Consider the following 22,625-nt stretch of genomic DNA (forward strand, 5'->3'; position numbering starts at 1 on the left):
TGCGCTCCTTGGGCTGCGGCGGAGAGTTCGGGGGTCGTTACGTCGGGTGCGGGTGTGTGGGGGGCTGGTCGCGCCCCGCGGCGGAGCCGCTGATCGATACAGCCCCGCGCCCCTAGGTGGGTTGGCGTTCAGCTGTGTTCACAGCTCGCCCATCCGGCGGATCACCGGGGCCACCCGCTGTACTCCGTGGCGGTATGCGCCCCTCGCCGCGCGGCGCACGATCTGCCGTACCGGGCCCGGCTCCCGCTCGTGGGCCGGGGCGCCCGGCAGCGGGGTGCCATCGGGGCCGAGGTGGTGGCGGGCGAGGATGCCGGGGAGGTAGCCGGGGGCGGTCACCGGTGTGTAGTAGGGGGTCAGCGGGGGGCGATGCGGCGAGGCCAGCAGCTTGGTGATGCGCTCCCGGGCCGCGTCGAAGGCCCGCCCGTACGAACCTCCCCCAGAGGGGGTGCCCCCAGCGGCCACGCCCTGCCGGGCCACCCACTCCTCGTCGGGCACCGGGCGGTGTCCGGCGTCCAGTTGGTCCCAGGAGGCGAGGCAGCCGGAGCCCACGAAATGGTGGTTGCCGAGCACCTCACGGATGCCGAGGTCGGTGAGGACGGCGGTCGGGATCCGGCGGTGCAGCGACTCCAGCGCGGCCGTCGAGCTGATCGTGACCAGCAGGTCGGTACGGTCGAGGACCTCGCCCATGTTTCCGTACACCAGGCGGAAGTTGGCCGGCGGGTCGAGCCGCTGGATCAGCTTCTGGTACGGCAACTCCTCGATGTGCGTGGTGTGTTCGCCGGGCCTGGAGCGAAGCTTCAGCAGCACCTCGCGCTCGGGGTGCAGCCGGGCGTGCCCCACGAGCCGCTCCAGCAGGTACACCCGGTCCCTGCGGTTGTCCGGCACGGAGGGCTGGACCGCGAACACCACGGTGTACGGGTCGTGTTCGCCCTCGTACGCAGCGCCGCCGAGGAACGGCAGCGCCACCTCGGTCACGGAGGAGGCGTCCGCGCCCACTCCCTCGTACACCGCGCGGAACCGCTCGGCGTCCTGGCGGGAGTTGGCGAGGACGAGGTCGGCTCCGTGCCGCAGGAGCAGACCGTCGGCGAGCTTCTCGTAGACGACGCCGACGTAGCCGGTGACGACCACGGGGCGCTCGTCCTGGCCGTCCCAGACCCGCGCGAGACCATGCAGCATCGCCTGGACACCGCCGCCGACCAGGGCCAGGACGACGATGTCGTACGACGTCTCGGCCATGGCGCGCAGGAACTCGACGGCGGTGACCTCCCGCATCGAGTCGGCGCGCACGCCGACCTCTTCGAGCTGGCGCGGGGTGGGGGTGGCCCGGCCGCGCAGCAGGTATCCGTCCAGCGCGAGGCCGACTTGCGCCCCGCCTCGCGGTCCGGCTTCCATGGACGGACCCGGAGCGATGCGGTCGGCGGTCAGCGCACCCCATTTCCAGCGGGTGTCGGAGTCCGCGAGGACGGCGATTCGGAGGGACTTCGGTGTACTTGGCGGCACGACGAAAACGCTAGGAAGCAATTTCTAGGTGCGGCCCAACCGCGAATCAACGAAAAGTTAACAACAGACCACCGAGAGCCGAACTGGCCCGCTGAAGACCGGGAAGTAGACGGGATGCACCGTTCCGACACATTGAGTTCACCCTCAGTCCCCTTGCCGGAAAGTTCCGCTGCCGGACCACCTTCTAGCGTTTCCCGGGTGCCTAAGCTCTCCGTCATCGTGCCGTTCTACAACGTGCAGCAATACGCCCCGGACACCCTGAGAAGTCTCCGCCTGAATGCGCGGCGAGATTTCGAGTTCGTGCTGGTGAACGACAAATCCAAGGACGAAACTCCGGCCATCCTCGACCGTGCGGCCGAGGAGCTCTCGGACGTCGCCCAGGTGCAGGTCATCCACCACGGGACGAACGGGGGGCTCGCCACCGCGCGCAACACCGGCCTGGACGCGGCGCGCGGCGAGTACCTGACGTTCCTGGACGGTGACGACTGGCTCGCGCCGGGCTACCTCACGGAACTGGTCACCGCCATCGAGGAGTTGGGCTGCGACTTCGTCCGCACCGACCATGTGCAGACCGTCGCCCGCGCCCGCACCGTGCACCGGGTGCCGATCGGGCGCCGCAACGAGGTGCTGAACCCACGGGACGCGATCCTGCCCGCCGACCGCACCACCTCCGTGGACTACGCCTACGCGTGGGCCGGTGCCTACCACCGCCGCCTTCTCGACAGGGGCCTGCTGCACTTCACCGACGGGCTGCGCACGGCCGAGGACCGGCCGTGGATCTGGAAGCTGCACCGCGAGGCGGAGTCGTTCGCCGTGGTGAGTCTGCTGGGCGTGTTCTACCGGCGCGGGGTGGCGTCCTCCCTCACCCAGATCGGCGATGCCCGCCAGCTCGACTTCATCCGCGCCTTCGACCAGGTCATCGAGGAGACGGCCGCGGACCGGGACGCCGACCGGCTGCTGCCCAAGGCGGTGCGCACCTACTGCGCGATCATCGCCCACCATCTCTCCGACGAGTCCAAGTGGGAGCCGTCCGTGGCCAAGCAGCTGCGCGCGATGAGCGCGGCGGCCATAAAGCGGATGCCGCAGGACATGCTCGGTGACGTGCTCGACACCATGGACCTGCGCCGCTCCGCCAAGTTGCGGCGGCTGCGGCGGCGGGTCACCTCTGCTAAGGCGGCCGCGTGATGTCCCCGACCAGCTCCCGCACGACCCAGATCTTCTGCGCCTCCACGCTGTACGGCGCGGTCACGCTGGCCGCCGCGATCGACTCCGACCTCTTCGAGGAGGCCGAGCGGCGGGTGCTGCTGGTGTTCAACAACACCGCGACGCCGGAGACCTCGCTGCCGCTGGACGCGATGCCGGGCTTCGAGCCGCTGCGCGACCACTTCGACGAGGTGCTGTCCTGGAACGAGGCCATCCGCCCCTTCCACCCGGGCTCCTGGACCCCCCGCCCGGACGACGTGCCCCTCTTCGAGCGCTATCTGCGGCTGTTGTGGGGACTCGGCGACGACCGCGTCGAACTGATCATGGAGTCCATCCAGGTCACCCCCGCCCTCACCGTGGCCCAGCTGTTCACCGGCGCCCCCATCGACGTCTACGCCGACGGCCTGATGAGCTACGGCCCCACCCGCAGCAAGCTCGACCCGCTGGTCGGCACGCGGGTGCGGCGGCTGCTCCACCTGGACCTGATCGCGGGCCTCACGCCGATGCTGCTGACCGAGTTCGACGTGCCGCCGGTCGTGGTGCCGACGTCCGTCTTCCTGAAGGCGATGAGTGAACTCACCGCGGCCGTCGAGGAGTTGCCGCCGCTGCCGGAGAACGCGGCACTGCTGCTCGGCCAGTACCTCTCCGCGCTGGACATCCTCTCGCCGGAGGAGGAGGAGAACCTGCACGTACGGATGCTGAAGGGCGCGGTCGCCAAGGGGCACAGTTCGGTCGTCTTCAAGCCCCACCCGAGCGCGCCGGCCCGCTTCAGCCGCGCCCTGGAGGCCGAGGCCGGGAAGCTCGGCGTGGACCTCACCGTCCTGGACACGCCGGTGCTCGCCGAGGTGCTGTTCGAGCAGGCCCGGCCCGCGCTGGTCGTCGGCTGCTTCTCCACCGCGCTGTTCACGGCCTCCGCGCTCTACGACCTGCCGGCTGCCCGCGTCGGCACCGACATGCTGCTGCAGCGGCTGACGCCCTACCAGAACAGCAACCGGGTCCCGGTCGTGCTGGCCGACGCCGTGCTGCCGGACCTGGAGGGCCGTGGCGGCGAGGAGGCGGTCCCCGAGGACACCCTCAACGCCCTGGTATCGGCGTTGAGTTTCACGCTCCAGCCGCAGATCCACCCGTCGCTGCGTCCGGCCGCGGAACGCTATCTCGCGGGGCACCTCGGCCCGCGCACCCGGCGGTACTTCAGGAAGAAGCGCCTGACCTCGCTCGGTCTGCCCGGCGGTATCCCGGAGCGGCTTGGCTTCCTGCCCCGCAACGCGACCGCGCGCCGGGTGGTGCGCAGGGCGCGGGCTCTGAAGAAGGCCGTCAAGCGCTGAGCGGAACGTGGGGTGAACCGCGGGGAAATCTCGCGCGACCCTTCGAAAAAGGCCAGGTCATGAGCCTATGACCTGGCCTTTTCCATGTTTACGGAACCTGTGACAAGTCCACACGGCGCCCCTACGATCGCGGCATGCGTATCCCCCAGCTCGAAGAATCCAACGCCCGCATGCTGGCGCACGCACCTTCGGTCCGGCCGGTCGCCACCGGCGACATCATCCGCACCCACCGCAAGAAATTCCCTTATCGCGGCTATGTGGAGATCGACTCCCCCTATTGCCCGCCTTTCGTGATGTTCTGCGTGAATGACGACGCGGTCGGCCTGGACACGCTGTGGAACGGCCGGTTCGGCTACGAGCCCGGCAGCCTCGCCACCTGGTCCCGGCTCGCCGCGAAGAGCGCGACGATCGCGGACGTCGGGGCGCACGTGGGCTACTTCTCGATGATCGCCGCCCTCGCCAACCCGAAGGCGAAGGTGCACTCCTTCGAGCCCGTGGACCAGATCCACGCCCGGCTGTCGGTGAACGTCCGGTCCAACGGCGCGCAGAACGTCAAGCTCCACCAGGCGGGCGTGTCCGGCGAGGCGGGCTGGGCCGACATCAGCGTCCGCTTCGCGGGCAACCTCCTGTCCACGGGTTCGACCCTGGAGGGCGGCGCCGCCGACGCGGAACAGAAGCGGATCCGTCTGGTCTGCCTCGACGAGGTGTTCGCCGAGACCAGGCTGGACCTCATGAAGATCGACGTCGAGGGCCATGAGATGTCGGTCCTCAAGGGGGCCCGTCAGGTGCTCGAGCGGGACCGGCCGACCGTGCTGCTCGAAGCGCTGCGGGACGCGGACATGCAGACCCTCCTCGCCGAGTTCGATCCCCTCGGCTACGACTGCCACTGGGTCACCGAGCACGACGGCACGCTCGTCCCGTGGTACGCGCCCCGGCCGCCCAAGACGCGGAACCTGCTGTTCACGCCGAACCACTGACGCGCCACCGGCCAGAGCCGGGGCCGGGAGGGAAGCGAAAGGGGGCCGACGGCTCCCGGCCACGGCCAGTTCGGCGGGCGTTCACAGACCTTCCATAGCTTCTCCCAATGCCCCAGCAGGACATTCGACCACGAATACCCGATGTCGTCCCGGCGCAGCTGACGCTGCCGGAACGGCAGCCCGTTCGCCGATCCCTCGTCTCGTACGTCCTCCCGGTCTACAACGAGGAAGCCGGCATCACCGCGTTCCACACCGAGCTGGTCGCGGCGCTCGCCGAACGCCCCGAGTTCGACTACGAGGTGCTGTACGTCAACGACGGCTCCGGTGACGGTTCGCTGGCGATCCTCAGGGATCTCGCCAAGAACGACGAGCGGGTCCGGGTCGTCGACTTCGCCCGCAACTTCGGGCACCAGATCGCCATCACCGCGGGTCTCGACCTCGCGCAGGGCGACGCGGTGATCGTGATGGACACCGACCTCCAGGACCCGCCGAGGGTCAGCCTGGAGCTGGTCGACGCCTGGCGGGCGGGTGCGGAGATCGTGCACGCGCGTCGGCGGTCCAGGCAGGACACCGCGTTCAAGCGGGCCACCGCCCACCTGTACTACCGGGTCCTGCGCTCCTCCACCGACGTGGACATCCCGCTGGACACCGGGGACTTCCGGCTCCTGGACCGGCGGGTCGCCGACCAGCTGCGCAAGTACCGGGAGCGCAGCCGGTTCGTGCGCGGCATCGTCGCCTCGATGGGCTACCGGCAGACCGAGGTGGCCTTCGACCGCGACGAACGCTTCGCGGGCGAGACGAAGTACCCGCTGCGCAAGATGGCCCGCCTCGCGGTGGACGGCATGACCAGCTTCTCCACCGCCCCGCTGAAGATGATCACCCGGCTCGGTTTCGTGGTGCTCGCGCTGTCGCTGCTCGGCATCCTCTACGCGCTCGCCATGAAGTTCTTCCGGCCCGAGATCACCGTCTCCGGCTGGACGATGATGATGTGCGTCGTGCTGTTCCTCGGCGGCACGCAGATGCTGTCGCTGGGGGTCATCGGCGCGTACGTCGGGCGCATCTACAGCGAGGCGCAGGGCCGGCCGCTGTATCTGGTGCGCGATGTGATCGGCGGCGACGGTGATCGTTGACACCGCGTCGGCCGGGGCCACCGACGCTCCCGCCCGGCGCCGGCTCTCCCGGCAGCTGCTCAGTTACGCCCTGATCGGCGGCAGCGGGGTCGCCCTGGATCTGGGCGTCTTCCTGCTGCTGCACAACGTGGCCGGGATGAACGAGCAGATCGCCAACGCGCTCAGCACCACGCTCGGCATCGCCAACAACTTCGTGCTGAACGCGCGGTTCACCTTCGAGCGCCGCGACCGTCTCGTCGTGCGCTTCCTGCGGTTCTACGCCGTCGGCCTGACCGGCATCGTCCTGACGAACCTGCTCTTCCTCGCCTTCACCGACGGTCTGGGGATCGACGCCAACCTGATCAAGGCGGGTTCGCTGCCGCTGGTCCTGGCGCTCCAGTTCGTGCTCAACAGAAAGTGGAGCTTCGCATGAACCTCGGCATCATCGGCGCGGGGGCCACCGGCCTCACCGCCGCCTGGGACGCCGTACGCGCCGGCCATCAGGTCACCGTCCTGGAGGCGGCCGACGAACTCGGCGGTTTGGCCGCGTCGTTGGAGATCGGCGGGGTTCCGCTGGAGCGCTACTACCACCACATCTTCCGCAGCGACAAGGCGATGATCGCGCTGATCGAGGAGCTGGGGCTCGGTGACGCCCTGCGCTTCCACAGGCCGACCACCGGCATCTACCGGGGCGGGCAGCTGATCGACTTCACCACGCCCCTCGACATGCTCCGCTTCCCGGGGTTCGGCCCGGTCGGCGCCGTGCGCTTCGCCGGTTCGTCGGCGGTCCTGAAGGCGGTCCGCAAGGGCGACCGCTTCAACGACCTCACCGCGCTGGCCTGGCTGCGCAGGTGGGCCGGGAAGAAGGCCACCGCCGCGATCTGGGAGCCGCTGCTGCGCGGCAAGTTCGGGGACCGCGCCGAACAGGTGTCGATGGCCTGGCTGTGGGCGCGGATCCACTGCCGGACCTTCGAACTCGGTTATGTGGACGGCGGGTTCGAGCGCGTGTACGCGGCGCTCAGGGACGGGATCGAGGAGCACGGCGGCAAGGTCGAGTTCGGCAAGGCGGTGGAGACGATCCGGCAGCCCGGGGCCGACGAGGCCGTGGTGACCTGCGCGGACGGATCGACGTACGCCTTCGAGCAGTTGATCGTGACCACCCCGCAGCCCGCCTTCGCGAAGGCGGCCGGGCTGCCCGACGACAGCACCGTGTGGAAGAACCAGTACCTGGGCGCCACCTGCTTCGTCCTGGAGCTGGACCGCAGCGCCATCCCGTACTACTGGCTCAACATCAACGAGCCGGACTTCCCGTTCCTCGCGGTGGTCGAGCACACGAAGATGATCGACCCGTCCGTGTACGGCGGCCGGCACATCCTCTACGTCGGCAACTACGTGGAGCGCGAGGACTGGCGGTTCACCACGGACCCGGGCGAGCTGCTCGACGCGTTCGTGCCGTATCTGCAGCGGATCAACCCGGCCTTCGAGAGGTCCTGGATCCAGACCTGGCACTTCTCGAAGGCCGGGTTCGCGCAGCCGGTGGTGACGCCCGAGTACCGTGCGCTGATCCCGGCCCATGAGACGCCCCTGAGCCGGGTCACGCTGGCCACGATGGCGCAGATCTACCCGCAGGACCGGGGGCAGAGCTACTCGGTGGCGATGGCCCGCGAGGTCACCGCCTCGCTCGGGCTCAACGCCTGACGCACAGCACGAGCCGCTCCCCCGTGTTCCCGCGCGGGCAGTCGTAGACCGCGGTGACCCGGCGCCACAGTGCCGGGTCGACGTGGCCCGGCTGGAACCAGGGCCGCTCCAGCACCGCGTACGGGGCCGGGTCGTGGTCGACGCAGTCGGCGTTCTCCTTGAACGACTTCAGCTCGGCGACGTCCGGCAGATAGCGGGTGCGCTGGAGGAACGTGGAGATCGGGTAGCGGCACTGCGACGGGTGGTCCAGGTCGTACGCCGTCTCGCCGAAGGCCAGGTACAGCACCGGGACGCCGGGGGGCAGTTCGGCGGCGATCTTGTCGACCTGGTCCGCGGTGCGCCGCTGCTCCGCCAGGTATCCGGAGCCGGTGACGGTGACCTTGCCGTGCAGCACCAGGTGCGGGGAGCCGGGCCAGATGCTCGCGGCCAGCAGCACGACGCCGGACAGGACGACCAGGACCGCCGACCGGTTCTTCAGCCGCTTCTCGAGCAGGACGTCCACGGCGGCCGCGAGCAGCGCGACCAGTCCGGCCGCCCAGACCTCCCACGGCCGCTGGAACCTGCCGGGCAGCTGCGCGTAGACCACGGGAAGCACGCCGTACAGCAGGGACACGGCTCCGAAGAACCACGGTGGGGACTTGCGGGCGCCGCTCACCGCGACACCCCAGACGACCGCGGCCACCACGGGCATCTGCGCGCCGTGGTAGAGGAACCAGTTGCCCTGTACGACCACGACCGCCTGCGCGGCGAGGCCGATCAGCAGCGCGATCGCGAGGAGTTCGGCGCGGCGCAGCCGGCCCCGTACCCGGGCCAGGACGAGCAGCAGGGCGCCCGGCAGGAGGAGCAGTACCGGGCTGGTGACCGCGCGGTCGGCGAGGAAGTCCACCGTGCGTTCGAGGATGAAGTGCGGGTGGATGCCGGTCCGGCTGAGTGCGGACTGGTTGATCTGCGGCATGTCCTCGGTCCACTGCCACTCGTGGGTGCCCGCGAGGACGCTCAGCCCGAACAGGGCCAGTGCGGCCGGGATGCCGACCGCGGCGATGCGTACGGCACGGCCCCGGTCGACCGCGTAGACGAGGAGCACCCCGATCGCGGCGGTGGCGGCGGTGGAGTACTTCATCATCACCGCGAGCCCGAGCGGGAGCGCGGCGAGCAGGGCCGCGGGCCAGGGGCGCCGGGGCCCGAGGGCGGCGGCGACGGCGAACACCGTGAGGACGATCGCCGCCCATTCCGGCTGGAGGAAGTCGTTGCGGGGAGCGAGGGCCAGGGCGAGCCCGGTGGCGCCGGCCGTCACCGCCGCCTCGCGCACCGTGACCCGGCGCACCAGTGTCACGTACAGGGCGTAGGCCGCGGCGGCGGCGAGCAGGACGCCCGCCGCGTTCATCACGGCCTCGCGCACCGCCGTACCCCCGAAGAAGGCGAGGCGGTCGAGGAGTGCGACGAACCACCGGTAGAAGAACGGGCGGTGGGTGAAGACCTCGGAGGGGGAGTAGCCGCCCGCGCGGCCGGTGCGCAGGGCGGCCAGGACGTAGTGGAGGTCGCCGGTGAGGCCGCGGGTGAGCACCGTGTACAGCACGGCGGCCGCGGACGGCACGGCGACCGCCGCCCACCTGAGGGGTGAGCGGCGGCCGCCGGGCGCGGCGGGCCGTACGGATCTGTCGTCGGCCAGTGTCGTCGTCATGATGTGCTCAGCCGCCCAGGAGGACCCGGAGGTCGGCGGCGTTGGCCTCGGTGGCCTTCCACAGCTCCTGCTGGCGGCCGTGGACGTCGGCGACCGTCTTGTCGTGGTCGGCGAGCAGGTCCTTCGAGCGCTCCACCAGACGGTCGGCGAGGTGGCGGTCGTGGACCGAGACACCCCACTCGGGCCGCTCGATGTCCCGCAGGAAGTACGCCATCTTCGGGTGTGAGATCAGGCTGATGATCGGGGTGCCGCAGCCGAAGGGGATCATGCCCGCGTGGCCGCGCATGCCGATGACCAGCTTCGTGCGGGCGTAGAGGTCGAGGATCTCCTTGTTCTCGAAGTCGTACATCGGGATGACGGGCATCGAGATGCCGTGCTCGCGCCGCAGGTCGAAGACGATCTTCTCGTCGTCCAGTGAGTGCGCCACGCACTGGACCTCGGCCAGCTCGCCCAGGTCCCTCACGGCCTTGGCCATCTGGGCCAGGAAGTAGTCGTAGTCGTGGCCGAAGCGCAGGCCCGCACGGTCGTAGGCGGCGTTGATGAGGATCGTGTCGTCGCGCTTGGCCGGGTCCTGCCAGCCGGGGACCAGCTGGCGGGTGACCGTCGTCGGGCAGGGCTGGAAGCGGATCTTGTCGTGGAGGTGGGACGGGACCATGGCCCGGACCTTCTCGATCGAGCCGTGGTTGCGCAGGCCGAAGAAGGAGGACTGCTCGACGAGGAGCCTGAGCGACTCGCGGAAGCGGCCCGCCCGGTAGGACTGGCCGTCGAAGGCGTTGAAGCCCACCGCGAAGACCGCGATCGGGACGTCGATGCGCTTCAGGAGCTCGTCGGGGACGTTCCACTGCCAGGCGCTGTTGCCGTTGGGCATGGTGTCCGGGATGAACAGGCCGCCGCCGCCGATGACCATGCCGCGGCGGCGGTTGACCCGCTGGAGTGCGGCCTCGTCGAAGAGGCGGTGGGCGTGCACCGGGTGCCATCGGCGGGAGGTGGTGTCCGGGCCGAAGGCGGAGCGGACGCTCTCCGGGAGGAGCTTGTCGCCCGCGTTGCCCTGCCGGTCCATGTAGAAGGCGACGTGCGCCAACTGGTCCTCGGGGGCGCCCAGTTCCTGTCCCGGCACGGCGGCCGCACGCTGCGCCCACAGCCGGCTGGAGCGGTGGGTCGGGTCGACGGACATGCCGGCCGTGGCGTACCGCAGGGCCTCGGTGTTGTCGCCGCGCACCCAGGCCATCTGGGCGAGGCGGGCGTAGGCGGTGGCGGCCCGGTTGGGGGCGGCGGCGGCCAGCAGGAGCTGGGTCTTCGCCTCGTCGTAGCGGGAGACGCTCATCAGGGCGTGGCCGAGGACCTCGTGCGGCCAGGCCTCGTCGAGCGGGATGCGGACGCTGCTCAGGATGTCGACGGCGTCCTGGTAGTCGCCGGACGCGATGTGCGCGGCGGCCACCTTGCGGGCCACCTCGACGTCCCCGGTGCGCGCCACGTGCGGGGTGCCGTAGTGCACGACCAGGTCGTGGTGGAGTCCGCCGGAGGACTCCAGGTACGCGGCCTGGAACTCGGCGTCGGACAGCTCGAACTCGCGCCAGCGCTCCTCGGCCCGGCTGTAGCCGGTCTCGCCGCCCTGCCAGGGCTTGTGGCGGCCGGTGAAGTGCAGGATCGCGGTGTCGTCGGGGACCGGCAGGTCGCCGGACAGCCGCCGCTTGACGAAGTTGTAGCGGGCGTCGAGGCGGACGAAGTCCCCGGCCAGGACGGCGTTGAGGATGCCCTGGTCGTGCTTGTCGAGCTCGTAGTCGCCGGAGCGACCGCACTTGTCGAGCTTCGCGCAGAACGCGTCGCTCAGGTACTCGCGCTGGATGACGAGCAGACCGGAGTTGAGCTTGTGCTGCCCGTAGAAGAACTGCGGGACGGCCGCCAACCCCTCGCGCAGCCGCAGGAGTTCACCGAGGTCGCCGAGGACGACCATGTCGGTGTCGAGCGTGATGACGGTGTCGTACTCACGCAGTTTGAAGACGTCCAGGATGAAGTACGCCTTGCGGACCAGGTAGTTGTCCTGGTCGCCCTTCTTGTACGCGTCGTAGTGGTCGGCGTCGACCCGCTTGAGGACGATCCGCGGGTGCAGCGCGCGGATCCGGGCGATCGAGCCGGGGCGCAGGTCGTCGTAGAGGACGACGAAGTCCTCGCACACGCCGGGGTTGGACAGGGCGAGGCTGCGCAGCAGGGCGAGGAAGCCGGGCAGGTAGTTCTCGTCGACGAAGCTGGCGAAGGCTGTCTTCCGCTTGCCAGTGAGCGCGTGCGCGTCGGTCACCGGGGCCAGGGGGGCGGCGGTCCCGATCAGGGAGTTGCTGGTCATCGCAGGGATATCCTCATGTCGGTCACGTTCTGGGCCCGCTCCATGACCCACGCCTTCTCGCTGGTGTATTCGTGCACGGACGTGATGGCGAGCTTCATCGCTTCCTGGAGGCGGTAGGCGCCGCTCTCGTAGAAGTCGAAGCCGATCAGGTCGAGCTTCGGGCTCACGTCGAGGAAGTCGAGCAGCCAGAGCATGTTGAAGCCGGAGGTCGGGATGCCCGACCAGACGTCGGTGGTGACCTTGCCGATGTTGCGCACGGGCCAGCGCAGCGACTCGTCGCCCAGGTAGGTCTGGGCGCCGGGCACCAGGCGGTTGCGCAGCGAGTACTTCCAGTCGCCGGAGACGCCGCCGAAGACGAGCCGGGTGGTGACCTGTTGGTCCCAGTTGAAGCCGTGCTTGTGGATCGTGGCGTGGACGTCCGTCCTGCTGCCGGTGTGCTTCGGGTCGATCCGGTACGAGTTGAAGCGGACGACGATGTCGTACGCGTCGATCTCCGCGCCCATCGAACTCGTGCCGACGCGCCCGGAGTTGGCGATCAGGCAGATCGACTTGCCGGCGATCTGGTTGCGGAACTCGCCCAGGGTGATCCACTGCACGCCGCCGACGGAGGGGTCGTCGACCGGGCCGCGCATGCGGTTGCGGCGCTGTTCGGCGTAGAGCTCGACGGCCCGGGTGAGCGCGGCGATGTCGGTGTCCTCGGTGGAACGCAGGTCGAGGTACTGGCTGAGCAGTTCCTGGCGTTCCGGCACGGGGGCGTTCTCGTCGGTCAGGGCGAGGAGCGCTCCCACCAGACGGGGCTCGGCCTCGGCCCAGTCGCCGACGGCGTGCGCGGCGAGGCCCTCGGCCCACACGTCGGTGGCGGGGCGGGCGGCGAACGAGCGGGCGCCGGGAACCTGGCGGGTGAGCAGCTCCAGCAGCTCGCGCTCCTTCTCGCCCGCGATGCGCAGGCCCGCGATCCGGGCGCGGACGCCGAAGCCGTCGTCGTCGGTGAGGGCGATGTAGCGCTCGTAGGCCTCCAGCGCTTCGCCCTCCTCGCCGAGCGCCTCCAGGAGGCGGGCGCGCAGCCGCCAGCCGGCGCGGGAGTTCCTGCGCTGGGCGAGGACGGTGTCGCTGATGATCAGGGCGAGGTTCAGCTCGTCGTCGTAGCCGCACTCAAGTGCCTTGTTGGCGACGGCCAGCAGGGCGTCGAGCAGCTCGGCGGGGATGTTCGCGGAGGGGGTCGCGGCACCCTTGACGGCCCGCTTCAGCAGGGCGGTCGCACCGGACGGGGCGGGAGTCGCCGGGGCCGCCGTGGCGGTCGTCCCCCACACGACCAGCAACTTGCGCAGCTGTTCGCCGAGTTCGACGCGGCGGCGGTCGACGCTGCCCACGACCTTGCCACTGTGCGCCGCGCAGGCGCGCAGGCATTCGTCCAGCTCCCCTCCACGCGCGCGTGCACGCCTTTTCTGGACCGTCGTCATGGCACTCCTGTTGTTTTCTTGCCAATGCAAAGACAAGTTCATGGGTTTACTGCGACGTGGGGGGATTCTGAGCGAACTTAGGAAGCCAAAACGACATCCAGGTGAACTCACCGGGACCGGACGGCTAATCGTTGGCCCGCCGAGTAAGACATCGTCGTGATTCGGACTAACGTGCTGGGGCGCGTCCACAGGAGCGACTTAGGCTCTTCAGAGCTTGCGAAGGGGATTTCCGTGACCAGCTTGACCGTCCGGTCGGCACCTGACCTGCCCCGGCGGCCGGAAGGGCCACTGCCGGCACCGCGCCCCCGGGAGACCCGCCTGCGGGCCCTGGACGGACTGCGGCTGGTGGCCGCGCTGATGGTGGCCGCGTATCACTACGGCGGCCGCGGCGGCGAGATCACCCGGGCCTGGGGAGGCTCCGCGCAACACCAGTTCCCGACGCTGCACAGCTATTTCTCCTACGGCTGCCTCGGCGTCCAGGTCTTTTTCGTGATCAGCGGATTCGTGATCTGCATGAGCGGCTGGGGCCGGCCGCTGCGGTCCTTCTTCGCGTCCCGGGTGTCCCGGCTGATGCCCGCGTACTGGGCGGCCGTCCTCCTGGTGGTCGGGGTCTTCGCACTCCCGTGGGTCGTCTACGAGACGGTCTCGCCGAGCGACGCCCTGGTGAACCTGACCCTGCTGCAGCAGCCGCTGGGCGTCGACCGGGTGCTGGGCGTCGACTGGACCCTGTGGGCGGAGATCCGCTTCTACGCCCTGTTCGCCCTGGTCGTGGTCCTGCCGGGCGCGAGCCGGCGCCGGGTGATCATGTTCTCGGCGTGCTGGACGCTGGCCGCGGCCATCGCCCAGGGCTCGAAGATGCCGCTCCTCGACCTCGTCCTGATGCCGGAGTACGCGCCGTTCTTCATCGGCGGGATGGGTCTCTACCTGGTCCACCGCGACCGCAGGGACGTCTACGCGTGGGGCATCGTCGCCGTCAGTTTCCTGATCGGCCAGCACTACGCGGTGCGCTCCCTGTGGAACGTCTCGGACCCCAACGCCTTCGCGCACCGGACGTCGTACGGCATCGTCCTGGTCGTCGCCTTCGGGTTCATCGCCGTCGCCGCGATCGCGCTCGGCTGGCTGCGCTGGGCCAACTGGCGCTGGCTGACGGTGGCCGGGGCGCTGACGTACCCCTTCTACCTGGTCCACGAGCACCTGGGCTGGGTGGTCGTGCGCGTCCTGCACCGCGGCCTGGGCCTCCCGTCGTCGGTGACCTTCGCCCTGACGATCGCCTCGATGCTGACGCTGGCCTGGCTGCTGTACCGGCTCGTCGAGACACCGCTGACACCGCGGCTGCGGGCGGCGCTGAACAAGGCGCGGTGAGCTGTTCACCTGACGTTCGCGTCGTCGCCCGCTGAGGCGCCGCCGGATGAGCAGACTGGTCTCATGGGTGACGCACAGCAGACGTACACGTATCCCGGTGCACTCCAGGACGTGCCGGGATGGTTCCCGGCGCTCGACCAGGTGCTGTTCTCCTGGTTCCTCGAACGGCAGGAGGAACCGGGCGACCTGCTGGAGCTGGGCGCCTACATGGGCAAGAGCGCGATTCTCGCCGCGCGGTATCTGCGGGACGGCGAGACCTTCACGGTCTGCGACCTGTTCGGGGGCGAGGCACCGGACGGCGCCAACCGCGCGGAGACCTCGAAGTCGTACGCCTCCCTGACCCGCCAGGCCTTCGAGCGGAACTACCTCTCCTTCCACGACACCCTGCCCAGGGTGCTCGAGGGTCCCAGCTCGGTCGTGCCCGGCGAAGTGGCCAAGGACAGCTGCCGCTTCGTCCACATCGACGCCTCGCACCTGTACGAGCATGTGCGCGACGACATCGGGGCGGCCCGCGAGATCCTGCTCCCCGGCGGCGTCGTCGTCCTGGACGACTTCCGCTCGGAGCACACGCCGGGTGTCTCGGTCGCCGTGTGGGAGGCCGTGCTCAATCGCGGGCTGCGGCCGATCTGCCTCAGCACACAGAAGCTGTACGGCACGTGGGACGACCCGGAGCCGGTCCAGGAGGAGCTCCTGGCGATGCTGCGGGAGCGGTCGGACGTGGGCCTGAGTGTGCAGGACGCGGCCGGTCACCGGCTGGTGCGGGCGCGCGCGCAGAAGATGCAGGCGCCGCCGTTCCCGCACTCCCGGCACTATGTGGCGCCCGCGGCCGCCCCGAGCCCCGCTCCGCGGCCGCGCCGCTCTCCGGCCCGCCGGATCGCCGTGGACCTGCTGCCGCCCGTGGTCACTCGCGCGGTACGGAAGGCCATGGCCCGGTAGGCCGGTACTGCTGCTCGATTCCCGCGACCAGCAACGCCAGGCCCTCCTCGTAGTGCTGGTCCCAGTCGTGGAAGATCTCCGCTCCCGCCGCGGCCGACAAAGGGAAGTCGGCCATCGCCCGCGCGCGTTCCGCCACGTCGAAACCCTCACGGCGCTCACCCGGCAGGGGCTCCACGCCCTGTTCCTCGGTGACGAAGCCGAGGGTGTAGAAGAACGACGTTGACGTGGCCCGGACCGCTTGGGCGAGGGTGAACCCGGCGGCCGTGAAAAGGCCCAGGGTCTCCTCCATGTGCTCGACGTGCACGAGACCGGTGAAGCGTGAGCCGCTGTAGACCTTGGCGCCGTCGCGGTAGCCCCGCAGGGCGGTGCGCAGTCCGCGGTTGGCCTTCAGAAGCCGTTCCCGCCAGGTGTCGGAGGGGTCGAGCGCGGCCCCGGCGATCATCCGCCGGAACATCTCCGTCGCCATCTCGTCGAGCAGTGCCTGTTTGTCCTTGAAGTGCCAGTACAGGGCGGGCGCCTTGACGTCCAGTTCCTTGGCGATGACCCGCAGGGTGAGGCCGTCGAGGCCCGTCTCGTTCAAGAGCCTCAGGGCGGTGTCGGCGACCCGTGCGCGGTCGAGGGGCGGGCGTTTCTCCGTACTCACGCTTGACAGCTTAACAGCGTTAAGGGCACGCTCGGAGCAGACGGGACTTAACGGCGTTAAGGAGCATGGGATGAACACGGACGTACTGGTCGTCGGCGCGGGCCCCACCGGCCTCGCCCTCGGCATCGACCTCGCCCGGCGAGGCGTGGACGCGCTGGTCGTGGAGAAGGCGGACCGGCTGTTCCCGGGCTCACGCGGCAAAGGCATCCAGCCGCGCACGATGGAGGTCTTCGACGACCTGGGCGTGCTCGACGCGATCCTCGCGGTCGGCGGCGAGTACCCGGTCGGGATGGTCTGGCAGGACGGCGAGCGGGTGGGCGAACACCGGATGTTCGACGCGGCCGAGGTGACGGACGACTCGCCGTACTCCACACCGTGGATGGTGCCGCAGTGGCGCACCCAGGAGGTGCTGTACGCACGGCTGCGGGAGCTGGGCGGGCAGGTGTCCTTCGGCCGCGAGGCTTTGGGGTTCGAGCAGGACGCCGACGGGGTGACCGTGCGCTTCGCGTCGGGCGCGGACATCCGCGCCCGCTACCTGGTCGCCGCCGACGGCGGCCGCTCGGCCGTCCGCCGCACCCTCGGCATCGGCATGACCGGGGAGACGGTCGACCCGGACCCGCTCCTCGTCGCGGACGTCCGCATCAGCGGCCTGGACCGGGACAACTGGCACGTGTTCCCGCCGCGCGACGAGGACACCGGCTTCCTGTCGATCTGCCCGCTGGCCGGCACGGAGGACTTCCAGGTCGTGGCCCAGTTCCCGGAGGGCACCCGGATCGACCCGACCCCCGACGCCGTCCGCGAGGTCGTCGCGGCCCGCTCCCACCTCGCCCCCGATTCGGTGACCGAGGTCCGCTGGGCCTCCGACTTCCGGCCCCGCGCGGCCCTCGCGGACAGCTTCCGCTCCGGCCGCGTCTTCCTCGCGGGCGACACGGCCCACGTGCACTCCCCCGCGGGCGGCCAGGGCCTCAACACCAGCGTCCAGGACGCGTACAACCTGGGCTGGAAACTGGGCGCGGTACTGCGGGGCGGTGCCCCTGCCGCCCTCCTGGACACCTACGAGGAGGAGCGCCGCCCCATCGCCGCGCACATGCTCGGCATCTCGACCGGCGTCCACCGGGGCGAGATCCGGCGCGGTGAGGCGACCCGTCAACTGGCGCTCGGGTACCGGGAGTCGTCGCTCACGGAGGAGACCCGTACGGCTCCGGCCGGTCTCCGTGCGGGCGACCGCGCCCCCGACGGCAAGCTCGGCGGCACCCGCCTCTTCGACGCGTTCAGGGGCCCGCACTGGACACTGGTGGCGGTGGGCGCAAAGGCACCCGAGCTGCCGGATTCGGTGCGGGTGATCACCGGTGACGAGCAGCCGTCGTACGGGAAGGGACTGTTCCTGGTGCGTCCGGACGGTTACGTGGGCTGGGCGGGCGAGGACCTCGAGGCCTTGTCGGGATACGTGGGCCGCTTCGTCTTCTAGACGCTTCTAGACGCGGACGAGGTGTCGTGGTCAGAACGCGTCCGAAGGGACGTACGTGCCCCACACCTCGCGCAGCGCGTCGCACACCTCGCCCACCGTCGCCCGGGCCTTCAGCGCGTCCTTCATCGGGTACAGGACGTTGTCCTCGCCCTCGGCCGCCTTCTGCAGGGCGGTGAGGGCCGCGTCCACCGCGGGCCGGTCACGCCCGGCACGCAGCCGGGCCAGTCGCTGCGCCTGCTGGGCCTCGATCGCCGGGTCGACCCGCAACGGTTCGTACGGCTCCTCCTCGTCGAGCCGGAAGCGGTTGACGCCGACCACGACCCGCTCGCCGGAGTCGGTCTCCAGGGCGACGCGGTAGGCGGAGCGCTCGATCTGGTCCTTCTGGAAACCGTGCTCGATGGCGGCGACCGCGCCACCGAGGTCCTCGATCCTCCCCATCAGCTCCAGGGCGGCCGCCTCGACGTCGTCCGTCATCCTCTCGACGACGTACGAGCCGGCGAACGGGTCGACCGTCGCCGTCACGTCGGTCTCGTGGGCCAGCACCTGCTGGGTGCGCAGGGCCAGGCGGGCGGACTTGTCCGTCGGCAGGGCGATCGCCTCGTCGAAGGAGTTGGTGTGCAGGGACTGGGTGCCGCCGAGGACGGCTGCGAGGCCCTGGACGGCGACCCGGACCAGGTTGAGCTCCGGCTGCTGGGCCGTCAGCTGGACGCCCGCGGTCTGGGTGTGGAAGCGCAGCATCAGGGACCTGGGGTTCCGCGCGCCGAACTCGTCCCGCATCACCTTCGCCCAGATCCGCCTGGCCGCGCGAAACTTGGCGACCTCCTCCAGGAGCGTCGTACGGGCCACGAAGAAGAAGGACAGCCGCGGGGCGAAGTCGTCGACGTCCATGCCGGCCGCGACCGCCGTGCGCACGTACTCGATGCCGTCCGCGAGGGTGAACGCGATCTCCTGTACGGGCGAGGCGCCCGCCTCCGCCATGTGGTAGCCCGAGATCGAGATGGTGTTCCACTTCGGGATCTCGGCCTGGCAGTACTTGAAGATGTCGGCGGTGAGCCGCAGGGAGGGCTTCGGCGGGAAGATGTACGTGCCCCGCGCGATGTACTCCTTCAGCACGTCGTTCTGGATCGTGCCGGTGAGCCGGTCGGCGCCGACGCCCTGTTCCTCGGCGACCAGTTGGTACAGGAGGAGCAGGAGGGCCGCCGGGGCGTTGATCGTCATCGACGTGGAGACCTGGTCCAGCGGGATCCCGTCGAACAGCACCCGCATGTCGTCGACGGAGTCGACGGCCACGCCGACCTTGCCGACCTCGCCGTGCGCGAGGGGGGCGTCGGAGTCGTGGCCCATCTGGGTGGGCAGGTCGAAGGCGACGGACAGGCCGGTCGTGCCGTGGGCGATCAGCTGCCGGTAGCGGGCGTTGGACTCCACGGCCGTACCGAAACCCGCGTACTGGCGCATGGTCCAGGGACGCCCGGTGTACATCGACGGGTACACGCCCCGCGTGAAGGGATACGCTCCCGGCTCGCCGAGCTTCTCCTCGGGGCTCCAGCCCCGGAGCGCCTCGGGACCGTAGACGGGTTCGATGGGCAGTCCGGACTCCGACTCACGCGTCATGTCCACCACGGTAGGACGGTCCGGGGCGCAACGCCGCCGGGTACGGGTATGTGTAGGGCCATGACTACAAGCACGAGCACGGCTGTGGGGAGAGCGTTCGCCGCGCTGCTGGTCCTGGCGGTGGCCTGCGGCTGCACCGTGCGCTCCGCCGACGGGGACGGGAAGCGGCATCTTCCGGTGCGGATCGAGGTCCCGAAGCGCGGTACGCCGACGGCGGACGACGGCGATCCGAAGCCGGGCGCGACGCCGTCCGGCAGTTCCGCCGCGCCCGCCGCGCCCGCCGTGCTGTGGTCGCGCGGTGACTCGGGGCGCGATGTGCGGGAGCTGCAGGCCCGGTTGCGTCAGGTCGCCTGGCTCCACGACGGGCCGACGGGGTCGTACGACGATCTCACCGAGCGGGCGGTCGAGGGGTTCCAGGGAAAGCGCGGGCTGCCGACGACGGGGAGGACCGACACGGTCACCTGGCAGCGGCTGGTGCGGATGACGCACGAGCCGGGCAAGTGGGAGCTGTATCTGATGGGCGGGCAGCCGGCCGACGCGCCGGACCCGCGCTGTCTGACCGGGCGGGTGCTGTGCATCAGCAAGACGAGCCGGACACTGCGCTGGATGATCGACGGGCGGACGGTGAGGACCGTGTCGGTCCGGTTCGGCTCGGTGGGCACGCCGACCCGCGAAGGTGTGTTCAGCATCTACTGGAAGTCACGACACCATGTGTCGACGCTCTACGACTCCCCGATGCCGTACGCGATGTTCTTCAGCGGCGGCCAGGCGGTGCACTACTCGGCCGACTTCGCCGCCAACGGTTACGCGGGCGCCTCGCACGGCTGCGTCAACGTCCGGGACGAGGCGGCGATCGCGGACCTCTTCAGCGAGGTGAGGAACGGCGACAAGGTCGTCGTCCACTGGTGAGTCGCGCGCGGAGGGTTAAGGGGCGCGGACGGGACCGGGGGAACGTGTCCCGCCCGCGCCGGGTGCACGAGCCGTAGGTACGGGGGGAACCCCGGCTCTGTGCGGCGGCCGATGACCAGTCGGCTCACTCACTACTGCGCCACTGCGGCCGAAAACGTCACACCCGCCGCGGCCGAAACCGCGGCGGGCGAGGAACGTGCAGGTCAGCGGCGTCCACAAAGGTCAGAGCGTGCTGTACGTCGGGCTCGGTCCCGTGCCCGGTGACATCGTTGCCCGGTACAAGGCGGGCGGGGAGTCCGAGGCACTGCCGGTGGGGGTGGTGCCGGTGCCGGTGGTGGTGCCGTCGGCACCGCCGTTCGAGCTCGGGAGGTTCCTGCGGGGGCCCGTGAACTGGCCGCCGTTCCGGCCGTCCCCGTCGCCCCGGCCGCTCCTGTCGTCGTTGTCGTTCCCGTTCTCGTCGTGGCCTTCGTACGCGCCCCTGCCGGTGCCCTTGCGGCCGTCGGGGCCGGCCTTGGCGGCGCCCTCGGACAGGACGCCCTTGCAGTACTTCCACACGCGCAGCGGGCCGCCCGCCGCACCCTCCAGGGAGCGTTTGCGGGAGGAGTCCAGGTTCTTGCCGTCGCGAATGTCACGGCAGGCCGCGGCGGCACCGTTCCAGTCGCCGTCCGGACGCACGCCCAGGCCCTCGGACCCCGCCCCGGTGTCGCCGCGCGCCGTGTCGCGCGACCCGTTCGCGCCGGTGGGGGCACCGTCGGGGGACGGGGTGATCTCCGGGGACAGGGGCGAGGGAGAGATGAGCGGGCGGTCCGGGGTGACGGTCGCCGACACCGAGGCACCGGGGTCCGGATCGTCGTCGCCTGACTGTGCCAGGACTCCGGTTCCGGCCACGATCGCGGCCCCGCCCACCACACCGGCGGCCAGTACGGCGGCGAGTCCGACGTGCACGGAACGGCGTCGGCGCGGGCCTGCGGCCTGCGGATCCGGGGCACCGATCCGCACCAGACCGGCATCGGCGGGGCCGGCCCCTGTGGCCCGGTGCCGGCCCCGCACGGGCGGGCTCACCCAGTCGTCCGCCCGGTCCGCGCGGACCTTGCGGAACGCGGCCAGCGCCGCCTCCTCACCGGGCAGTTCGGTGTCGGCCGGAGTGGGGTGCGCGGACAGCGCCGCCAGGGTCTTCGCGAGCCGTTCCGCCTGGTCGCGGGCGGTCACGTCGACGTTTTCCAGCGACTCGCCTCGCAGCAACCGCTCCGCTGTCCCGCGGTCCAGCCACCGGCCGGGGGCCCGGCCCGCGACGGAGTCCCCGGCGGACTCGGTGTCCTCCGGACGGACCCAGCGTTCGTCGGCCATCACATGTCCTTCTGCGTCCGCGGACGCGTATGCGTCACACTCGCGGACGTCACCGTACGGTCCTGCGGTTCTCGCTGGGGCGGCAGGGCATCGAGCGCGCCGGCCGATTCCGGATCCTCGCCGAGGAGTTCGGCGAGCCGCTTCAGACCCCGGTGGGCGGCCGTCCGTACCGCGCCGGGGCGCTTGCCGAGGGTCTCGGCGGCGGTCTTGGCGTCCAGGCCCACGACCACACGCAGCACCACGGCCTCGGCCTGGTCCTGGGGCAGCCGGGCGATGAGCGAGAGGGTGGTGCCGGTGGCCAGCGACTCGATGGCCTCGCCGGCGGTGTCCGACTCCGCGGGCTTCCCGGTCAGCTCGGCCTCGTCGCCGCCGATCGCCGGGCGGCGGCCGCGCATCCTGATGTGGTCGAGGGCCCGGTTGCGGGCTATTCGGGCCGCCCAGCCGCGGAAACGGTCCGCGTCGCCCTCGAAGCGGTCCAGGTCGCGGGCGATCTGGAGCCAGGCCTCGGAGGTCACGTCCTCGGCGTCCGCGTCGCCGACCAGTGTCCGGACGTATCCGAGCAGCCGCGGGTGCACGGCGCGGTACACAGTCCGGAACGCGGTCTCGTCCCCGTCCTGTGCCGCAAGCACCGCGGCGGTCAGCTCCGCGTCGTCCCCCAGCACCCGTGAATCCTCAATACGTGGTCGCGATCGATGGTCGCCGCTTCGAGCCGTCGAGGGGTTGTGGCGATCGTTCGAAAGTGACGTTGATCAGTCAACTTCCCCGCCCGGCGCGAAAGGCACGTTACGACCTCAAACCGTTGCTCGTCCATGTCCGTACAAAATGCAACGACCTCGTGATCCGGGGACGGATCCCGGTGGGGTGTGACAGAAACCGCACTCTTGACGCTGACAGAAGTACGGGCCGCCGCGCGGCCCGTGCCGCGCGACGGCCGGGGCCTCTCCTGTGGGGGGTGGCGGCCCCGGCCGTCTCCGCGGTTTACTGCCTCTGACCAGGGTCTTCGCGCGGATCTCGCGAAAGCGCCCCGGCCGGGCGAGCACCTTCGTCCGGCGTCC

Annotated in this window: 18 protein-coding genes; 10 read left to right on the plus strand and 8 right to left on the minus strand. The window is 70.5% G+C overall.

Translation table 11 applies throughout. The features are described from left to right. Nucleotides 1–138 precede the first annotated feature (138 nt). Complete coding sequence (locus ACFYRX_RS02885) at nucleotides 139–1,500, minus strand: DUF6716 putative glycosyltransferase (protein ID WP_389096012.1); 1,362 nt, start codon at nucleotides 1,498–1,500, stop codon at nucleotides 139–141. Nucleotides 1,501–1,698: 198 nt separating this feature from the next. On the opposite strand from ACFYRX_RS02885, the gene ACFYRX_RS02890 reads away from it, so the two are divergent. The 6 genes from ACFYRX_RS02890 (at nucleotide 1,699) to ACFYRX_RS02915 (ending at nucleotide 7,812) form a co-directional block, all read left to right on the plus strand. Continuing rightward, a complete protein-coding gene (locus tag ACFYRX_RS02890) occupies nucleotides 1,699–2,685 on the plus strand; it encodes a glycosyltransferase family 2 protein (protein ID WP_389096014.1) in 987 nt (328 codons plus the stop codon). Beyond that, nucleotides 2,685–4,028, plus strand: a complete 1,344-nt coding sequence (locus ACFYRX_RS02895; RefSeq protein WP_389096015.1) for an alpha-2,8-polysialyltransferase family protein — start codon at nucleotides 2,685–2,687, stop codon at nucleotides 4,026–4,028. Before ACFYRX_RS02890 ends, ACFYRX_RS02895 begins: the two co-directional genes overlap by 1 nt. Nucleotides 4,029–4,162: 134 nt before the next feature. Further along, nucleotides 4,163–5,005, plus strand: coding sequence for an FkbM family methyltransferase (locus ACFYRX_RS02900; protein ID WP_389096017.1), 843 nt, complete (start codon nucleotides 4,163–4,165; stop codon nucleotides 5,003–5,005). A gap of 107 nt (nucleotides 5,006–5,112) precedes the next feature. Further along, nucleotides 5,113–6,135, plus strand: a complete 1,023-nt coding sequence (locus ACFYRX_RS02905) for a glycosyltransferase family 2 protein (protein WP_389096019.1) — start codon at nucleotides 5,113–5,115, stop codon at nucleotides 6,133–6,135. Beyond that, nucleotides 6,125–6,547 (plus strand): GtrA family protein, encoded by a 423-nt coding sequence (locus ACFYRX_RS02910; protein WP_389096021.1) that lies wholly within the window; start codon nucleotides 6,125–6,127, stop codon nucleotides 6,545–6,547. Before ACFYRX_RS02905 ends, ACFYRX_RS02910 begins: the two co-directional genes overlap by 11 nt. Then, the gene (locus tag ACFYRX_RS02915) at nucleotides 6,544–7,812 is read left to right on the plus strand and encodes an NAD(P)/FAD-dependent oxidoreductase (RefSeq protein ID WP_389096023.1); all 1,269 of its coding nucleotides are present in this window, start codon (nucleotides 6,544–6,546) and stop codon (nucleotides 7,810–7,812) included. The genes ACFYRX_RS02910 and ACFYRX_RS02915 overlap by 4 nt, the downstream gene beginning before the upstream one ends. Here ACFYRX_RS02915 and ACFYRX_RS02920 read toward each other — a convergent pair. The 3 genes from ACFYRX_RS02920 to ACFYRX_RS02930 are packed head-to-tail and all read right to left on the minus strand — an operon-like array spanning nucleotide 7,802 to nucleotide 13,294. Next, entirely contained in the window at nucleotides 7,802–9,493 is a 1,692-nt protein-coding gene (locus ACFYRX_RS02920) for a hypothetical protein (RefSeq protein ID WP_389096025.1), read from the minus strand. The two genes, ACFYRX_RS02915 and ACFYRX_RS02920, sit on opposite strands and share 11 nt — an antisense overlap. Before the next feature lie 7 nt (nucleotides 9,494–9,500). Continuing rightward, complete coding sequence (locus ACFYRX_RS02925) at nucleotides 9,501–11,834, minus strand: glycosyltransferase (RefSeq protein WP_389096026.1); 2,334 nt, start codon at nucleotides 11,832–11,834, stop codon at nucleotides 9,501–9,503. Further along, the gene (locus tag ACFYRX_RS02930; RefSeq protein WP_389096028.1) at nucleotides 11,831–13,294 is read right to left on the minus strand and encodes a glycosyltransferase family 29 protein; all 1,464 of its coding nucleotides are present in this window, start codon (nucleotides 13,292–13,294) and stop codon (nucleotides 11,831–11,833) included. Before ACFYRX_RS02930 ends, ACFYRX_RS02925 begins: the two co-directional genes overlap by 4 nt. A 264-nt stretch (nucleotides 13,295–13,558) precedes the next feature. On the opposite strand from ACFYRX_RS02930, the gene ACFYRX_RS02935 reads away from it, so the two are divergent. Further along, nucleotides 13,559–14,656 (plus strand): acyltransferase family protein, encoded by a 1,098-nt coding sequence (locus tag ACFYRX_RS02935; RefSeq protein WP_389096914.1) that lies wholly within the window; start codon nucleotides 13,559–13,561, stop codon nucleotides 14,654–14,656. A gap of 63 nt (nucleotides 14,657–14,719) precedes the next feature. Then, nucleotides 14,720–15,592 carry a class I SAM-dependent methyltransferase gene (locus ACFYRX_RS02940; RefSeq protein WP_389096030.1) on the plus strand — a complete coding sequence of 291 codons (873 nt, stop codon included), beginning with the start codon at nucleotides 14,720–14,722 and terminating at the stop codon, nucleotides 15,590–15,592. On the opposite strand, the gene ACFYRX_RS02945 is transcribed toward ACFYRX_RS02940, so the two are convergent. Next, the gene (locus tag ACFYRX_RS02945) at nucleotides 15,558–16,235 is read right to left on the minus strand and encodes a TetR/AcrR family transcriptional regulator (RefSeq protein ID WP_389096031.1); all 678 of its coding nucleotides are present in this window, start codon (nucleotides 16,233–16,235) and stop codon (nucleotides 15,558–15,560) included. The genes ACFYRX_RS02940 and ACFYRX_RS02945 overlap by 35 nt on opposite strands. Nucleotides 16,236–16,305: 70 nt before the next feature. On the opposite strand from ACFYRX_RS02945, the gene ACFYRX_RS02950 reads away from it, so the two are divergent. Further along, the gene (locus ACFYRX_RS02950; RefSeq protein ID WP_389096033.1) at nucleotides 16,306–17,703 is read left to right on the plus strand and encodes an FAD-dependent oxidoreductase; all 1,398 of its coding nucleotides are present in this window, start codon (nucleotides 16,306–16,308) and stop codon (nucleotides 17,701–17,703) included. 30 nt (nucleotides 17,704–17,733) lie between these two features. On the opposite strand, the gene ACFYRX_RS02955 is transcribed toward ACFYRX_RS02950, so the two are convergent. Then, entirely contained in the window at nucleotides 17,734–19,314 is a 1,581-nt protein-coding gene (locus ACFYRX_RS02955; RefSeq protein WP_389096035.1) for a methylmalonyl-CoA mutase, read from the minus strand. A 60-nt stretch (nucleotides 19,315–19,374) separates the two neighbouring features. Here ACFYRX_RS02955 and ACFYRX_RS02960 point away from each other — a divergent pair, with 60 nt between their 5' ends. After that, nucleotides 19,375–20,223: a L,D-transpeptidase family protein gene (locus tag ACFYRX_RS02960; protein WP_389096037.1), complete on the plus strand. Its 849-nt coding sequence runs from the start codon at nucleotides 19,375–19,377 to the stop codon at nucleotides 20,221–20,223. A gap of 222 nt (nucleotides 20,224–20,445) precedes the next feature. On the opposite strand, the gene ACFYRX_RS02965 is transcribed toward ACFYRX_RS02960, so the two are convergent. Together ACFYRX_RS02965 and ACFYRX_RS02970 are read right to left on the minus strand one after the other, a co-directional pair. Then, nucleotides 20,446–21,570 carry a hypothetical protein gene (locus ACFYRX_RS02965; protein ID WP_389096039.1) on the minus strand — a complete coding sequence of 375 codons (1,125 nt, stop codon included), beginning with the start codon at nucleotides 21,568–21,570 and terminating at the stop codon, nucleotides 20,446–20,448. Then, nucleotides 21,570–22,232 (minus strand): RNA polymerase sigma factor, encoded by a 663-nt coding sequence (locus ACFYRX_RS02970; protein ID WP_389096041.1) that lies wholly within the window; start codon nucleotides 22,230–22,232, stop codon nucleotides 21,570–21,572. Before ACFYRX_RS02970 ends, ACFYRX_RS02965 begins: the two co-directional genes overlap by 1 nt. Nucleotides 22,233–22,625: the final 393 nt, after the last annotated feature.

Origin of the sequence: Streptomyces sp. NPDC005374, assembly GCF_042872225.1 — a bacterium.
In the GTDB taxonomy this organism is placed as follows: Bacteria; Actinomycetota; Actinomycetes; order Streptomycetales; family Streptomycetaceae; genus Streptomyces.